This window comes from Citrobacter sp. U14242 (genome assembly GCF_046555775.1).
Classification (GTDB): domain Bacteria; phylum Pseudomonadota; class Gammaproteobacteria; order Enterobacterales; family Enterobacteriaceae; genus Citrobacter.
In genome coordinates this window covers 12,823-27,877 of sequence record NZ_JBKGLW010000012.1, presented here as the reverse complement: position 1 = coordinate 27,877, position 15,055 = coordinate 12,823, and the positions used below count along the sequence as shown (strand labels likewise).

The 15,055-nt window shown below is 53.7% G+C and carries 18 protein-coding genes; 13 read left to right on the top strand and 5 right to left on the bottom strand.

From position 1 onward, the window contains the following. The first annotated feature begins 12 nt into the window (after positions 1-12). Both ACLJXE_RS19245 and ACLJXE_RS19240 read left to right on the top strand, forming a co-directional pair. Positions 13-447: a tripartite tricarboxylate transporter TctB family protein gene (locus tag ACLJXE_RS19245; RefSeq protein ID WP_410751735.1), complete on the top strand. Its 435-nt coding sequence runs from the start codon at positions 13-15 to the stop codon at positions 445-447. Positions 448-457: 10 nt separating this feature from the next. Next, the gene (locus ACLJXE_RS19240; RefSeq protein ID WP_410751734.1) at positions 458-1,972 is read left to right on the top strand and encodes a tripartite tricarboxylate transporter permease; all 1,515 of its coding nucleotides are present in this window, start codon (positions 458-460) and stop codon (positions 1,970-1,972) included. A 42-nt stretch (positions 1,973-2,014) separates the two neighbouring features. On the opposite strand, the gene ACLJXE_RS19235 is transcribed toward ACLJXE_RS19240, so the two are convergent. After that, complete coding sequence (locus tag ACLJXE_RS19235; protein ID WP_410751733.1) at positions 2,015-2,911, bottom strand: LysR substrate-binding domain-containing protein; 897 nt, start codon at positions 2,909-2,911, stop codon at positions 2,015-2,017. Positions 2,912-3,009: 98 nt separating this feature from the next. Here ACLJXE_RS19235 and ACLJXE_RS19230 point away from each other — a divergent pair, with 98 nt between their 5' ends. The 7 genes from ACLJXE_RS19230 (at position 3,010) to csiR (ending at position 11,204) form a co-directional block, all read left to right on the top strand. Continuing rightward, complete coding sequence (locus tag ACLJXE_RS19230; protein WP_271457235.1) at positions 3,010-3,612, top strand: short chain dehydrogenase; 603 nt, start codon at positions 3,010-3,012, stop codon at positions 3,610-3,612. Between the two features lie 261 nt (positions 3,613-3,873). Then, positions 3,874-4,851: a glutarate dioxygenase GlaH gene (gene glaH, locus ACLJXE_RS19225; protein ID WP_410751732.1), complete on the top strand. Its 978-nt coding sequence runs from the start codon at positions 3,874-3,876 to the stop codon at positions 4,849-4,851. A 19-nt stretch (positions 4,852-4,870) separates the two neighbouring features. Further along, the gene (lhgO, locus tag ACLJXE_RS19220) at positions 4,871-6,139 is read left to right on the top strand and encodes an L-2-hydroxyglutarate oxidase (RefSeq protein WP_286630453.1); all 1,269 of its coding nucleotides are present in this window, start codon (positions 4,871-4,873) and stop codon (positions 6,137-6,139) included. Positions 6,140-6,162: 23 nt separating this feature from the next. Then, positions 6,163-7,611: an NADP-dependent succinate-semialdehyde dehydrogenase gene (gene gabD / locus ACLJXE_RS19215; protein WP_410751731.1), complete on the top strand. Its 1,449-nt coding sequence runs from the start codon at positions 6,163-6,165 to the stop codon at positions 7,609-7,611. Positions 7,612-7,636: 25 nt separating this feature from the next. After that, positions 7,637-8,920 (top strand): 4-aminobutyrate--2-oxoglutarate transaminase, encoded by a 1,284-nt coding sequence (gene gabT / locus ACLJXE_RS19210; RefSeq protein ID WP_410751730.1) that lies wholly within the window; start codon positions 7,637-7,639, stop codon positions 8,918-8,920. A gap of 151 nt (positions 8,921-9,071) precedes the next feature. Then, positions 9,072-10,472, top strand: coding sequence for a GABA permease (gabP, locus tag ACLJXE_RS19205; protein ID WP_286630450.1), 1,401 nt, complete (start codon positions 9,072-9,074; stop codon positions 10,470-10,472). Between the two features lie 45 nt (positions 10,473-10,517). After that, entirely contained in the window at positions 10,518-11,204 is a 687-nt protein-coding gene (gene csiR / locus ACLJXE_RS19200) for a DNA-binding transcriptional regulator CsiR (RefSeq protein ID WP_410751729.1), read from the top strand. Positions 11,205-11,216: 12 nt separating this feature from the next. Here csiR and lysM read toward each other — a convergent pair whose 3' ends face one another. Beyond that, entirely contained in the window at positions 11,217-11,666 is a 450-nt protein-coding gene (lysM, locus tag ACLJXE_RS19195; RefSeq protein ID WP_286630448.1) for a peptidoglycan-binding protein LysM, read from the bottom strand. Positions 11,667-11,763: 97 nt separating this feature from the next. Next, positions 11,764-11,922: a YqaE/Pmp3 family membrane protein gene (locus ACLJXE_RS19190; RefSeq protein ID WP_286630447.1), complete on the bottom strand. Its 159-nt coding sequence runs from the start codon at positions 11,920-11,922 to the stop codon at positions 11,764-11,766. A gap of 174 nt (positions 11,923-12,096) precedes the next feature. On the opposite strand from ACLJXE_RS19190, the gene ACLJXE_RS19185 reads away from it, so the two are divergent. The 3 genes from ACLJXE_RS19185 (at position 12,097) to ACLJXE_RS19175 (ending at position 13,193) form a co-directional block, all read left to right on the top strand. Continuing rightward, positions 12,097-12,396 (top strand): ArsR/SmtB family transcription factor, encoded by a 300-nt coding sequence (locus ACLJXE_RS19185; RefSeq protein WP_286630446.1) that lies wholly within the window; start codon positions 12,097-12,099, stop codon positions 12,394-12,396. A gap of 9 nt (positions 12,397-12,405) precedes the next feature. Further along, positions 12,406-12,933: a rhodanese family protein gene (locus tag ACLJXE_RS19180; protein ID WP_410751728.1), complete on the top strand. Its 528-nt coding sequence runs from the start codon at positions 12,406-12,408 to the stop codon at positions 12,931-12,933. Between the two features lie 80 nt (positions 12,934-13,013). After that, the gene (locus ACLJXE_RS19175) at positions 13,014-13,193 is read left to right on the top strand and encodes a hypothetical protein (RefSeq protein ID WP_286630444.1); all 180 of its coding nucleotides are present in this window, start codon (positions 13,014-13,016) and stop codon (positions 13,191-13,193) included. Positions 13,194-13,228: 35 nt separating this feature from the next. Here ACLJXE_RS19175 and stpA read toward each other — a convergent pair whose 3' ends face one another. Beyond that, positions 13,229-13,630 carry a DNA-binding protein StpA gene (gene stpA / locus ACLJXE_RS19170; RefSeq protein WP_286630443.1) on the bottom strand — a complete coding sequence of 134 codons (402 nt, stop codon included), beginning with the start codon at positions 13,628-13,630 and terminating at the stop codon, positions 13,229-13,231. 556 nt (positions 13,631-14,186) lie between these two features. Between stpA and alaE the strand changes: the two genes are divergently transcribed. After that, complete coding sequence (alaE, locus tag ACLJXE_RS19165; protein WP_003037259.1) at positions 14,187-14,636, top strand: L-alanine exporter AlaE; 450 nt, start codon at positions 14,187-14,189, stop codon at positions 14,634-14,636. A 37-nt stretch (positions 14,637-14,673) separates the two neighbouring features. Here alaE and ACLJXE_RS19160 read toward each other — a convergent pair whose 3' ends face one another. Continuing rightward, a complete protein-coding gene (locus tag ACLJXE_RS19160; RefSeq protein WP_005122944.1) occupies positions 14,674-15,024 on the bottom strand; it encodes a DUF2002 family protein in 351 nt (116 codons plus the stop codon). Positions 15,025-15,055 lie beyond the last annotated feature (31 nt).

The window sequence follows — 15,055 nt, the reverse complement described above, 5'->3', positions numbered from 1 at the left end:
GCAGAGGCATTGATGATGAGCGATCGTATTTTTGCGGGTATCTGGCTGTTGCTCTGTATAGCCGGGCTGTTCGTGGCCTGGCAAATCAGCAGCGAATACAGCTATGAACCCGTCGGGCCACGCCCCTTTCCGCTGGGCATTATCAGCTTGATGCTGCTGTGCGCCGTCGCGCTGCTGTTGCGCCACCCGGACACCATCAGTTGGCCTCGTCGCCACGTGCTGCAAAAGCTGCTGACGATGGTGATTATTCTGTTTATGTACGCCTGGGGTTTTGAATGGCTGGGATTCCCCATTGCCACAGCCATTCTCACCGTGGTGATCGGCCTGCTGTTCGGGGCCACCATCCCGGCAGCGGGTATTTCCGGGTCGGTTCTCGGCATTTTGTTGTGGTATGCCTTCGATCGACTTCTTGACGTCACCTTACCTCTCGGCGCCTGGCTGAGTTAACGGAGAAACGATGGATACCTGGATATATCTTTCTCAGGGTTTTGCGGTGGCAATGACGCCGGAAAACCTGGTTATCGCCTTGATCGGCTGCTTTGTCGGCACCATCGTTGGGTTGCTGCCGGGCCTGGGGCCAATCAACGGCGTGGCGATCCTGCTGCCGCTGGCCTTCGCATTGCATCTGCCTGCGGAGTCTGCACTGATCCTGCTGGCGACTGTTTATATCGGCTGCGAATATGGCGGGCGAATCTCGTCGATTTTGCTGAACGTGCCCGGCGATGCCGCCGCCATTATGACTGCCCTCGACGGTTATCCGATGGCGCAGCAAGGACGCGGCGGCGTGGCGCTTTCTATCTCAGCGGTCAGCTCGTTCTTTGGTTCGCTCATCGCCATCGGCGGCATCATTCTGTTTGCCCCGGCGTTAGCACAATGGTCGCTGTCATTCGGCCCTGCAGAATACTTTGCCTTAATGGTCTTCGCCATTGCCTGTCTCGGCAGCATGATGGCACAGAATCCACTGAAATCATTTCTGGCAGCGCTTATCGGTCTTGGCCTTGCGACCGTCGGCGTAGACGCCAACACCGGGGTTTATCGCTTCACCTTTGACAGTGTCCATCTCTCCGACGGCGTGCAGTTTATCGTGGTGGTGATTGGACTGTTCTCTGTCTCAGAAATATTATTAATGCTGGAACATACCAGCAGCGGTCAGGCGCTGGTGCGTAAAACGGGCCGCATGATGTTCAACGCCAAAGAAGGCGCGCAGTGCGTGGGCGCCACGCTGCGCTCGTCGGTGATTGGCTTTTTCGTCGGCGTCCTGCCCGGTGCCGGGGCCACCATCGCCAGTGCTATCACCTACATGACGGAGAAAAAACTCAGCGGTAACAGCGACAGCTTTGGGAAAGGGGACATTCGCGGCGTGGCCGCACCGGAGGCGGCCAACAATGCCTCGGCCTGTGGCTCGTTTATCCCAATGCTGACGCTCGGCGTACCGGGCTCCGGCACCACGGCAGTGATGATGGGTGCGCTGACGCTGTACAACATCACGCCAGGGCCGGCAATGTTCACCGAACAGCCTGATATCGTCTGGGGACTGATCGCGGCGCTGCTGATTGCGAACGTGATGCTGCTGGTCATGAACATCCCGTTAATCGGTCTGTTCACCCGCATGCTGACCATTCCGCTGTGGTTCCTGGTTCCGGCCATTGCGGCGGTCTCAGCGGTCGGTGTGTATGCCGTGCACAGCACCACCTTCGATCTGGTCCTGATGGTCGGCCTCGGCGTACTGGGATACATTTTGCGTAAAATGCACTTCCCGATGTCGCCGTTGATTCTCGGATTTGTGCTCGGGGAAATGCTGGAGCAGAACCTGCGTCGGGCCCTGTCCATCAGTAATGGCAGCATGGATATTCTGTGGGCCAGCGGCGTGGCGAAAGTCCTGCTGGTGATGGCGGTGATGGTTATCGTGATCCCGCCAGTACTGCGCCTGATCCGCAAACGCAACGATAAGCCGCAGGTGGATATCGGCTAACAAAATGCCGGATGGCGCAGTTCACAGCGCCATCCGGCATTTTTAGTTTCCGCGTAGCCCCTGCGTTCCTTCCAGCACATGTTCAACAAACTGCGTCAGCTTGGGCAGTGGGCGCAGATCCTGTCGCCACAACAGATGAATCGGTCGCGGCTCTGGCGTAAAGCCCTCCAGTACCCTCACCAGTTTGCCGCTGGCAAGCTCTTCTGCCAGTAGCACTTCCGGCTGTAACAGCAGACCTGCACCCGCGACCGCCGCCATACGCAGACCATGACCATCGTTACACCGCAGGATCGCATCGCGTTTCCATCTGACCTCACCATCCATACCCGGCAGTATCCATTCGTTACGCGCCGTCCACACGGTGTGGGATAAGCACAGATGATCCACCAGATCCACGGGCGTCCGGGGCGTACCGTGACGCGCCAGATACTCCGGCGATGCGCAGATCGCCATGCGGTACGGGCACAGATATTTGGCCACCACATCCGTCTGATGAATATCACCAATGCGGATCGCCAGATCGACCCCTTCATCCACCAGATCAACCATCCGATTAGTCAGATCCAGCTCAATGCGCACTTCCGGCCAGCGTTGTAAAAACACAGCGGCCAGCGGCGAAACGACACAGGCGCCAAATGAGGTGGGCGCGCTGATGCGTAGCGTCCCCGCCGGGGCCAAACGCAGTCGCTCCACCGAGCGTTCAGCTATCGATACCTGTTCCACTACCCGCCGGGCTTCTTCAAAATAGACGCGCCCGGCGTCGGTCAGACTCTGGCGACGGGTGTTGCGTTCCAGCAAACGCGTACCGAGTTGCGTCTCCAGCAGCGCGATATATTTCCCCACCATCACCGCTGATATCTCCAGTCGCGTTGCCGCGCCGGTAAAGCTTCCACTTTCCACCACCGCGATAAACGTTTCCATGCCGCGCAGCTTATCCATATTACAAACCTCTGGTTAGCAATCATCTAACTTTTAACCAGTTTATCTGATTTCATTTTCATTAAAGAATAGCGGCTCACACTATTGCGGAGGTGGTTATGAAAATCGTCATTATTGGTGCCAGCGGTACAGTGGGTCGTGCAGTCACAGAGACGTTAAGCCGTAAACATGAGGTTATCCGCGTGGGCCGCACGCAGGGTGATTACCAGGTCGATATCACCTCACAAGAGAGCGTACAGGCGCTATTTGAAAAAACAGGACGCGTGGATGCTATTGTTTCCGCCACCGGCAATCTGTTCTTTGGCCCGCTATCGACGATGACCGACAGTGAATTTAATCAGGGTCTGCAGGATAAGTTATTAGGCCAGGTGCGTCTGGCCCTGACCGGGCAACATTACCTGAACGATGGCGGTTCTATTACGCTGATCAGCGGCATTATCGCCCATGAGCCCATTGCCCAAGGGGCAAATGCCGCGACCATAAATGCCGGGCTGGAAGGATTTGTGCGCGCAGCAGCCTGCGAGTTAGGACGCGGTTTGCGCATTAACCTGATTAGCCCGACCGTACTGAGTGAATCTGCTGAAGCCTACGATGGATTCTTCCCTGGCTTTGAAAGCGTGCCAGCGGCAACGGTGGCCAACGCTTACCGCCGCAGCGTGGAAGGCATTCAAACCGGACGTATTTATAAAGTCGGTTACTAACATTTTTACTGCCGCTGCCCCCCATCAGCGGCAGTATTATTAATCCTCTGTTTTTAAATAACATTCTCCTGTTTATCTTCCGCGCTTTTCATTTAACCTCACCGTTTATAATGTTAAATATTTGTTGCTTTTGATCACAAATAATAAACAAACAAGCGCATTCTGTGCGCGTTTTTCAAAAATGTAGATATTTTTAATTTATGGCTACGAAACGTAGCATCGCCATGTCTCCCTGACAATCTACTGAGAGGATCGATTCTGATGAACGCACTGACTGCCGTACAACCGAACGCTGAAGATCCAGCCCAACACTACAGCGGCTTCACGCTGAAACCATCAGCCCAGTCTCCACGCTTACTGGAGCTGACTTTCTGTGCTGAGACTACGGAGCAATTTCTGCAAGCCGTCGCGCAGTGGCCGGTGCAGGCGCTGGAATACAAATCTTTCTTGCGTTTCAAAGTGGCGAATATCCTCGACGATCTGTGCGGTAATCAGTTGCAGCCGCTGCTGCTAAAAACGCTGCTGGACCGCGCTGAAGGTGCGCTGCTGATCAACGCCGTGGGCGTTGATGACGTGACGCAGGCGGAGGAGATGGTCAAACTGGCGACAGCCGTCGCCCATCTTATCGGGCGCTCCAATTTTGATGCGATGAGCGGTCAGTACTATGCGCGCTTCGTGGTGAAAAACGTTGATAACTCCGACAGCTACCTGCGTCAGCCGCACCGTGTCATGGAGCTACATAACGACGGTACCTACCTCGAAGAAATCACCGACTACGTGCTGATGATGAAAATCGACGAGCAGAACATGACCGGCGGAAACTCGCTGCTGCTGCATCTCGACGACTGGGAACATCTGGATCAGTACTTTACCCACCCGCTGGCACGCCGTGCCATGCGCTTTGCCGCACCGCCAAGCAAAAACGTTAGCCAGGACGTGTTTCATCCAGTGTTTGACGTCGACCAGCAGGGCCGCCCGGTGATGCGCTACATCGACCAGTTTGTCCAGCCGAAGGATTATGAAGAAGGCGTCTGGCTGAGCGACCTGTCTGATGCGCTGGAAACCAGCAAGAACATTCTTTCCGTTCCGGTTTCAGTCGGCAAATTCCTGCTGATCAACAACCTGTTCTGGCTACACGGTCGCGACCGCTTCACCTCGCATCCTGACCTGCGTCGCGAACTGATGCGCCAGCGTGGTTATTTTGCCTACGCCACCCACCATTACCAGACCCATCAGTAAGCGCGAAGGAATTAAGCGGATGTATGATTTTGTGATTATTGGCGGCGGCATTATCGGCATGTCGACCGCCATGCAACTGATTGATGTCTATCCGGACGCCAAAATCGCGCTGCTGGAAAAAGAGTCCGGCCCGGCCTGTCACCAGACGGGCCACAACAGCGGCGTGATTCATGCCGGGGTTTATTACACCCCCGGCAGCCTGAAGGCGCAGTTTTGTCTGGCCGGCAACCGCGCTACCAAAGCCTTTTGCGACCAAAACGGCATCCGCTATGACGTCTGCGGAAAGATGCTGGTCGCCACCTCAGAGCTGGAAATGGAGCGCATGCGCGCGCTTTGGGATCGCACCGCCGCCAACGGTCTTGAGCGCGAATGGCTCAATGCCGAAGAACTGCGCGAGCGCGAACCCAACATTACCGGACTGGGCGGTATTTTTGTCCCCTCAAGTGGGATAGTCAGCTACCGTGAAGTGACCACCGCGATGGCGAAGATTTTCCAGGCCAAAGGCGGCGAGATTATTTATAACGCCGAAGTCAGCGCCCTGAAAGAGCACGCAGCAGGCGTGATTGTGCATACCCGTCAGGGCCAGGAATATGAGGGCGCGACGCTGATTAGCTGTTCCGGGCTGATGGCTGACCGACTGGTGAAAATGCTCGGCGTCGAGCCCGGTTTTATCATCTGTCCGTTCCGTGGCGAATACTTCCGCCTGGCGTCAGAACATAACCAGATAGTTAATCATCTGATCTACCCAATCCCCGATCCGGCGATGCCGTTTCTCGGCGTGCATCTTACCCGCATGATCGACGGCAGCGTCACGGTCGGCCCCAACGCGGTGCTGGCGTTTAAACGCGAAGGCTACCGTAAACGCGACTTCTCGCTCAGCGATACGCTGGAGATCCTCGGCTCTTCCGGCATCCGCCGCGTGCTGCAAAACAATCTGCGATCCGGGCTTGGCGAAATGAAAAATTCGCTGTGCAAAAGCGGCTATCTGCGGTTGGTACAAAAATACTGCCCGAGCCTGACGCTTAACGATCTGCAGCCGTGGCCTGCAGGCGTGCGGGCACAGGCGGTATCGCCGGACGGCAAGCTGATCGACGATTTCCTGTTTGTCACTACGCCGCGTTCAATTCACACCTGTAACGCCCCGTCTCCGGCGGCAACGTCAGCTCTCCCTATCGGCGCGCATATCGTCAGCAAAGTTCACGCCCTGCTGGAAAACCAGAGCAATCCCGGACGCACGCTGCGTGCGGCACGTAGCGTGGAGACATTACACGCCGCCTTTACCCGTTAACCTTTTTACGACAGGAAGCAATCATGCAACTTAACGATCCCACCTTGTTTCGCCAGCAGGCACTGATTGACGGTCACTGGCGTGACGCCAACAGCGGCGAGACCCTCGCCGTGACCAACCCCGCGAATGGTCAGCAACTGGGTAGCGTACCGAAAATGGGGGCCGATGAAACCCGTGAAGCCATTGAAGCCGCTAATCGCGCCCTACCCGCATGGCGGGCGCTGACCGCTAAAGAGCGGGCCAATATCCTGCGTCGCTGGTTCAACCTGATGATTGAGCACCAGGACGATCTCGCCCGCCTGATGACGCTGGAACAGGGTAAACCGCTCGCGGAAGCCAAAGGCGAAATCACTTATGCCGCCTCATTTATCGAGTGGTTTGCCGAAGAGGGCAAACGTATTTACGGCGACACCATTCCTGGCCATCAAGCTGATAAGCGTCTGATCGTCATCAAACAGCCGATCGGCGTTACCGCCGCTATCACACCGTGGAACTTCCCTTCCGCAATGATCACCCGTAAAGCCGGTCCGGCGCTGGCGGCAGGCTGCACGATGGTACTCAAACCGGCCAGCCAGACGCCGTACTCCGCGCTGGCGCTGGCTGAACTGGCCAATCGCGCCGGGATCCCGGCAGGTGTTTTCAGCGTCGTGACGGGTTCAGCCAGTGCTGTTGGTAATGAGCTGACTGGCAACCCGCTGGTACGCAAGCTGTCGTTTACCGGCTCCACTGAGATTGGACGCCAGCTAATGCAGCAGTGCGCCAAAGATATCAAGAAGGTGTCACTCGAACTGGGCGGCAATGCGCCGTTTATCGTCTTTGACGATGCCGACCTTGATAAAGCCGTGGAAGGTGCGCTGGCATCGAAGTTTCGTAATGCCGGGCAGACCTGCGTTTGCGCCAACCGTCTGTATGTTCAGGACGGCGTGTATGAGCAGTTTGCCGACAAGCTCCAGCAGGCGGTGAACAAACTGCACCTCGGTGATGGTCTGGATCCGCAGGTCACCACCGGACCGCTGATCGATGAAAAAGCCGTCGCCAAAGTGCAGGAACACATCGCCGACGCGCTGGATAAAGGCGCACGCATCGTAGCGGGAGGTAAGGCTCACGCACTGGGCGGCAACTTCTTCCAGCCCACGATTCTGGTGGACGTGCCCAATACTGCCAGGGTCGCCAAAGAAGAGACCTTCGGCCCGCTGGCGCCGCTGTTTCGCTTTAAAGATGAAGCTGACGTCATTGCACAAGCCAACGACACCGAGTTTGGGCTGGCGGCCTACTTCTACGCCCGTGATCTCAGCCGGGTATTCCGCGTGGGTGAAGCGCTGGAGTACGGCATCGTCGGTATTAATACCGGCATCATCTCAAATGAAGTTGCCCCCTTTGGCGGCATTAAAGCCTCCGGTCTTGGCCGCGAAGGTTCGAAGTACGGCATCGAAGACTACTTAGAAATCAAATATATGTGTATTGGCCTTTAATAAAATAAATACTGGAGAACACCTGATGAGCACCAATAAAGAACTCATGCAACGTCGCAGCAACGCCGTTCCTCGTGGCGTAGGACAAATCCACCCGATTTTTGCCGAACGCGCAGAAAACTGCCGGGTTTGGGACGTTGAAGGCCGTGAGTTCCTCGATTTTGCTGGCGGTATTGCGGTGTTGAATACCGGTCATCTGCATCCGCAGATTGTCTCTGCGGTAGAAGCGCAGTTGAAAAAACTGTCACATACCTGCTTCCAGGTGCTGGCCTATGAGCCGTACCTCGAGCTGTGTGAAATTATGAACCAAAAAGTACCGGGTGATTTCGCCAAGAAAACCCTGCTGGTCACCACCGGCTCTGAAGCGGTGGAAAACGCGGTGAAAATCGCCCGCGCGGCCACCAAACGAACCGGGACCATCGCCTTTAGCGGTGCCTATCATGGCCGTACCCACTACACCCTCTCATTAACCGGGAAAGTGAACCCGTACTCTGCTGGCATGGGGCTGATGCCGGGTCATGTGTATCGTGCGCTGTACCCTTGCGCGCTGCACGGTATCAGCGATGACGATGCGATTGCCAGCATCCACCGTATTTTCAAAAACGACGCGGCCCCGGAAGATATTGCCGCTATCGTCATTGAACCCGTACAAGGCGAAGGGGGGTTTTACGCCGCCTCCCCGGCCTTTATGCAGCGCCTGCGCACAATTTGTGACGAACACGGGATCATGTTGATTGCCGATGAAGTGCAAAGCGGCGCAGGTCGTACCGGTACGCTGTTTGCGATGGAGCAAATGGGTGTGGCCCCCGATCTGACCACCTTCGCAAAATCCATCGCCGGTGGCTTCCCGCTGGCCGGCGTCACCGGACGCGCCGAGGTGATGGACGCCGTCCCACCGGGTGGTCTGGGCGGCACCTATGCCGGTAACCCGATTGCCTGTGCCGCCGCGCTGGCAGTGCTGAACATTTTCGAGCAGGAAAACCTGCTGCAAAAGGCGAACGACCTGGGCAAAACCCTGCGCGATGGTCTGCTGGCCATTGCGGAAACGCACCGCGAGATTGGTGATGTTCGCGGGCTGGGCGCAATGATTGCCATTGAGTTGTTCGAAGACGGCGACCACACCAGGCCTGATGCCAAACTGACCGCCGACATCGTTGCGCGTGCACGTGACAAAGGGTTGATCCTTCTCTCCTGCGGACCGTACTACAACGTGCTGCGCATCCTTGTTCCACTCACCATTGAAGAGGCACAAATCCGTCAGGGTCTGGACATTATTGCTCAGTGTTTTGCCGAGGCGAAGCAGGCTTAACACCACATTCTGCCAATAAAAAACGCAATCCGTAGGTCGGATAAGGCGGAGCCGCCATCCGGTAAACAGGGTCAATAACAATAATACGCGTGCCCCGGCGCGGGAATGCCGGGGTGCTCTCCCAAGTGAAATACTTTCGAGAGGTTTAAAGATGGGGCAAGTGTCACAATCACATGATTTAGGGGGCGGGCTGAAATCACGCCACGTCACCATGTTGTCCATTGCCGGGGTTATCGGCGCCAGTTTATTTGTAGGTTCAAGCGTCGCGATTGCCGAAGCCGGTCCGGCTGTGCTGCTGGCCTATTTGTTCGCCGGGTTACTGGTGGTCATGATTATGCGCATGCTGGCCGAAATGGCCGTCGCCACACCCGATACGGGTTCCTTTTCCACCTATGCCGATAAGGCTATCGGGCCGTGGGCTGGTTATACCATCGGTTGGCTATACTGGTGGTTCTGGGTGTTGGTTATCCCACTGGAGGCTAATATTGCGGCCATCATCCTGCATTCATGGATCCCTGGAGTGCCTATCTGGCTGTTTTCCCTGGTTATCACCCTGGCATTAACCGGCAGTAATTTGCTGAGCGTCAAAAATTACGGCGAGTTTGAATTCTGGCTGGCGCTGTGTAAAGTGATTGCCATTCTGGCATTCATCGCCCTGGGTGCGGTAGCGATTAGCGGATTTTATCCGTACGCGGAGGTCAGCGGCGTTTCACGACTGTGGGATCAGGGCGGCTTTATGCCCAATGGTTTTGGCGCAGTACTCAGTGCGATGCTCATTACCATGTTTTCCTTTATGGGCGCAGAGATTGTCACCATTGCCGCCGCAGAATCCGACACCCCGGATAAACACATCGTGCGCGCCACGAATTCGGTCATCTGGCGTATCTCCATTTTCTATCTGTGTTCCATTTTCGTGGTAGTCGCGCTGATCCCATGGAACATGCCGGGGCTGAAAGAGGTGGGATCGTACCGCTCGGTGCTGGAGTTACTGCATATTCCATATGCCAGGCTGATCATGGATTGCGTCATTTTGCTGTCGGTAACCAGTTGCCTGAACTCAGCGCTGTATACCTCCTCCCGTATGCTTTACTCCCTGAGCCGTCGCGGCGATGCCCCGGCCTTTATGGGAAAAACAAACCGCAGCAAAACGCCATATGTGGCAGTACTACTCTCTACCGGAGCGGCATTCCTCACCGTTATCGTGAATTATTACGCGCCGGCCAAAGTATTTAAGTTTCTGATCGACAGTTCCGGCGCCATCGCACTGCTGGTCTATCTGGTGATTGCTATTTCTCAGTTACGGATGCGCAAAATCCTGCTGGCGCAAGGCGGTGAAATTAAGCTAAGAATGTGGCTCTTTCCATGGCTTACCTGGCTGGTGATCGCCTTTATTGTCTTCGTATTAGTGGTGATGCTCTTCCGTCCGGCGCAACAGCTGGAGGTGGTTTCGACCGGGCTACTCGCCATCGCGATTATTTGCACCGTACCCATTATGTCACGCTGGAAAAAACTGCTATCGTGGCAAAAAGCACCGTTGCAAAATACGCATTAAATCTGATCCCGGCGCAGGCCGGGACATTTATTCAGGAGTAAGACCATGACCGCCATTTCCCAACCGACGGCCATTGATGGGTACCGCTGGCTGAAGAACGATATCATCCGCGGTATATATCAGCCTGATGAGAAACTGCGTATGAGCCTGCTGACCTCACGTTATGAACTGGGTGTTGGGCCACTACGCGAAGCGCTTTCGCAACTGGTTGCAGAGCGACTGGTCACGGTGGTCAATCAGAAAGGGTATCGGGTGGCACCGATGTCCGGGCAAGAGTTACTCGATATTTTCGATGCCCGCGCCAATATGGAAGCCATGCTGGTGGGTCTGGCTATCGCGCGTGGCGACGACGCCTGGGAAGCAGAGATTCTGGCACGCGCGCATATGCTCGGCAAGCTGGAGGCCGTTGACGCCAGCGAGCAGATGCTTGATGAGTGGGATCAGCGCCATCAGGCGTTTCACTCGGCGATTGTTGCCGGCTGTGGTTCGCAATATCTGCTGCAAATGCGTGAACGACTGTTTGATTTGGCGGCACGATACCGTTTCATCTGGTTGCGTAAAACGGTGCTGTCGGTAGAGATGCTGGAAGATAAGCACGATCAGCATCAAACGCTGACCGATGCTATTCTGGCGCGCGATGCCGCACGCGCCAGCGAGTTAATGCGCCAGCATCTGCTGACGCCAATTCCCATTATTCAGCACGCCATGTCCGGCAAATTACTGACGGAATAGATCTGAATATCATTATTCCTGCGGAATACGCAAAACCTGGCCGGGATAGATTTTATCCGGGCTTTTTAGCATCGGTTTATTGGCTTCGAATATTTTATTGTACAGATTGGCATTACCGTAAACCTGCCTGGCAATCGCACTCAGCGTATCGCCTGACTTTACGGTATAAAACTGACTTTCGCTCGCCGGCGCAGAAGTTGTAACCTGATCGTCCACGCTGGCGATACCGGAGATATTACCGACAGCAATCAGGATTTTTTCTTTCGCCTCCTGACTTAATCCATCGCCAGAAACGGTTGCCTTACCTTCGATAATTTGGACGTCCACTTTATCTGCATCCGGAATACCGGTTTTGCTCAGATGCTCCTGCACTTTTTTCACCAGCTCGGCGCTGTCATGGTTTCCGGTAACTGCATCCCAAAGTTTTTCACCTGCATCTTTCACGAAATTGAAGAGTCCCATATTCACCTCGATGATTAACAAGCAGCACCTGAAAGTGTAGCAGAGGAGAACAGGCGGTAAGGAAAGCGGCACGATTGCACCGCTACGGTGACGACTCTCAGTGACGTGTTTGCACCCAGAAGGCGTGGATAAGGCCTGGGATGTAGCCCAACAGTGTCAAAACGATATTGAGGATAAACGCCCAGCCGAATCCTTTCCCCAGCAACACGCCAAGCGGCGGCAGAATAATAGTAAAAACGATTCTCCAGAAACCCATACACACTCCCTACAAGCAAAAAAAATAATCATTTCATAGAAATCTAAGGTTAGTGAGTTTATCCAACTCTGCCTGGCTTCCCCTGCTGTTTTACCCTCCTTTACGCTCTTTACGCTGGCGGACGACGCGCATTTACTTTAGAATTAACTTAACTTAGGAAATGCTAAAATACATATGACTGAACTTGAACAACTGCAGGCCAGCGCAGAACAGGCTGCCACCTTGCTCAAAGCGATGAGTCATCCAAAACGGTTACTGATTTTGTGCATGCTTTGTGGCTCACCGGGTACCAGCGCGGGAGAGTTAGCCCGCGTTACTGGTCTTAGTGCATCGGCCACCTCTCAGCATCTGGCAAGAATGCGTGAAGAGGGGTTGATAGACAGCCAGCGTGATGCTCAGCGCATCCTTTACTCCATAAAAAATGCGGCCGTGAATTCGCTTATCGCCACATTAAAAACACTGTATTGCCCATAAGGAACCACTATGACCATTGGGATGATTTCCCCCCACGAGGCGCAGACGCTGTTGGCTCAGGGCGCAAAGCTGATTGATATCCGCGACGCTGACGAGTATCTGTACGAGCATATCCCCGCGGCGCACCTGGCACCGTTATCCACCCTGGAGCAGGGTTCACTCCCCGCAAACTTACGGGCTGAGTGCATTATTTTTCACTGCCAGTCAGGCAAGCGTACACAAAATGCGGCGGCAAAATTGAATGCCGCCGCCGCGCCGGCACAAGTCTGGCTGCTTGAGGGGGGGATCGACGGCTGGAAAGCAGCAGGTCTGCCGGTTGTGAAAGATAGCTCACAACCATTGCCGCTAATGCGTCAGGTGCAGATTGCCGCAGGCAGCCTTGCCTTGCTTGGCGTCATTCTCGGTTACGCCGTTAACAGCGGCTTCTTCTTACTCAGCGGTTTTGTCGGTGCAGGGCTGGTACTTGCGGGTGTAACTGGCTTCTGCGGTATGGCGCGACTGCTCGACAAAATGCCCTGGAACCGACGTACTCATTAAGCGGTAATAGAAGAAACAGCGCTGTACCCGCCGATTGACGTGATCTATGGTGGGTTTTGTGATCAAGAAAGGAGCGCAATATGTTTAAACCTGGCGATGTAGTGCAACCGCGTATGGGCGGACCAAAACTGAAAGTTGTCGAAGTGAAAGACGAACAAATTGTGGCTGTACAAGCCAGCAATGAAAGCGGCGAAAAATACACCCTAAAAACAGCTGATGTCACGCGATATTCTGAAGAAGGCGATTTCGGCGTCTGCTGAAAATAAGCGGTGAGGTTCCCCTCACCGCATTGATATTAGATCAAAAAATCATCGAGAGATTTACCGGCAGCCAGCGCCTGCGCAATCGGCTTCGGCGTGCGGCCTTGTCCAGTCCATGTTTTGATTTCACCATTGGTATCCGTAAAACGGTATTTCGCCGGACGTGGCTGACGCTTTTTAACCGAACGCGACGTTGCCGCCGACATGCTCAACAATTCTTCAGGATCAATCCCATCAGCTCTCATCATCGCCAGCAGTGTATTAATTTTTTCCTGCTGTTCTGCACGTTGGCGCTGCAGCTGTTCTTCTTCGTCACGTCGTTCTTTGGTGACTACCCGGAGTTTTTCCAGCATATCATCCAGAACCTCAACGGATAATTCACGCGCCATGACACGTAGCGCTCGAATATTATTTAAGTTTTTTAACATTGAACTCATATTAATAAAACCTCTTTAACGCAAAAACAAAAATCGGTATTACGAGGCAAATTGTATGCGAGTATTTTTTCTTTTTCCAGTCTCTTTTTTGTCGCAAGATATTAAAACGACAACCACTATTATTATTTATCTTGTCATACAATATTCTTTAGTCACCGATATTTTATATTCGGCCAAAAACCAGAATAAATAGACTTCGGGATATCCCACTGCTGCACCAGATAAACCAATACAAGCATCGCACAGGCGTTGCGGTAGATATGCGAAATATTCGTCAGCATTCAAAAAGGAGCGCAAAAAGTTCAGAAAAACAAGTCAAAGCAACCTATTGATTTTTAATCATTTTAATTTACATGACAACGAAAATGCCAAAACGAACAAAAAACAAACCATCACAGAGCATTTTATCGACAAAAAGGCAATAAATAAAAATTTTAAGCTAGTTGCTAGTTATTATGCAGGCAGATATCCTATTAAAACGCGAAAGCGACAAGACAAATCACTAGCAACAAAGGTATTGAAAACCTTTTTTCCCCTTTTTACAAGGAGCATTAACATGTTCTCTCCGCAGTCACGCTTGCGTCATGCTGTAGCAGACACGTTCGCGATGGTTGTTTATTGTTCTGTCGTGAACATGTTGATCGAGATATTCCTTTCAGGAATGAGCTTCGAACAGTCACTGTATTCCAGACTGGTCGCCATCCCCGTCAACATCCTGATCGCCTGGCCATACGGTATGTACCGCGATTTGTTTATGCGCGCGGCACGCAAAGCCACGCAGGCAGGATGGGCAAAAAATCTGGCGGATGTACTGGCCTATGTCACGTTCCAGTCACCGGTGTATGTGATTATTCTGCTGACGGTTGGCGCAGACTGGCACCAGATCACGGCTGCGGTAAGTTCAAACATCGTGGTCTCAATGCTGATGGGTGCAGTATATGGCTACTTCCTTGATTATTGCCGCCGCCTGTTTAAGGTCAGCAGCTACCACCAGGCTAAAGCTTAGCAACATATCATCGCGACTGGCACCGCCAGTCGCGTTATCAGTTTGAACTCACGTCGCCAAACAACCCATTCAGATAGCGCTCCAGCGCGATACGCGAGCTAAAGCCGTGTGGAATACCATAATGTTCATGAGTATCGCCGGCTAAATAAAGCGGGAATTGCTGATAGTGATCGCAGGTTTTAATATCCGTGGCCGGTTCTGCCAGTGAAGAACTACGCTCTTTTAGCGTGGGATGAATCACCAATGCGGTACGTCCCATCCGCGCTTCACGGTTTACGTATACATAATTCTCGCCACGTCGATAACCGTATGTTTTCTGTGTGACTACATCAACGGTAAAGCCCACTTTTTCAAGTACGCGCGCCACCTCATCAGGTCGTAAATACATATTATTTTCCTCGTTATCTTTTACTGCGGGC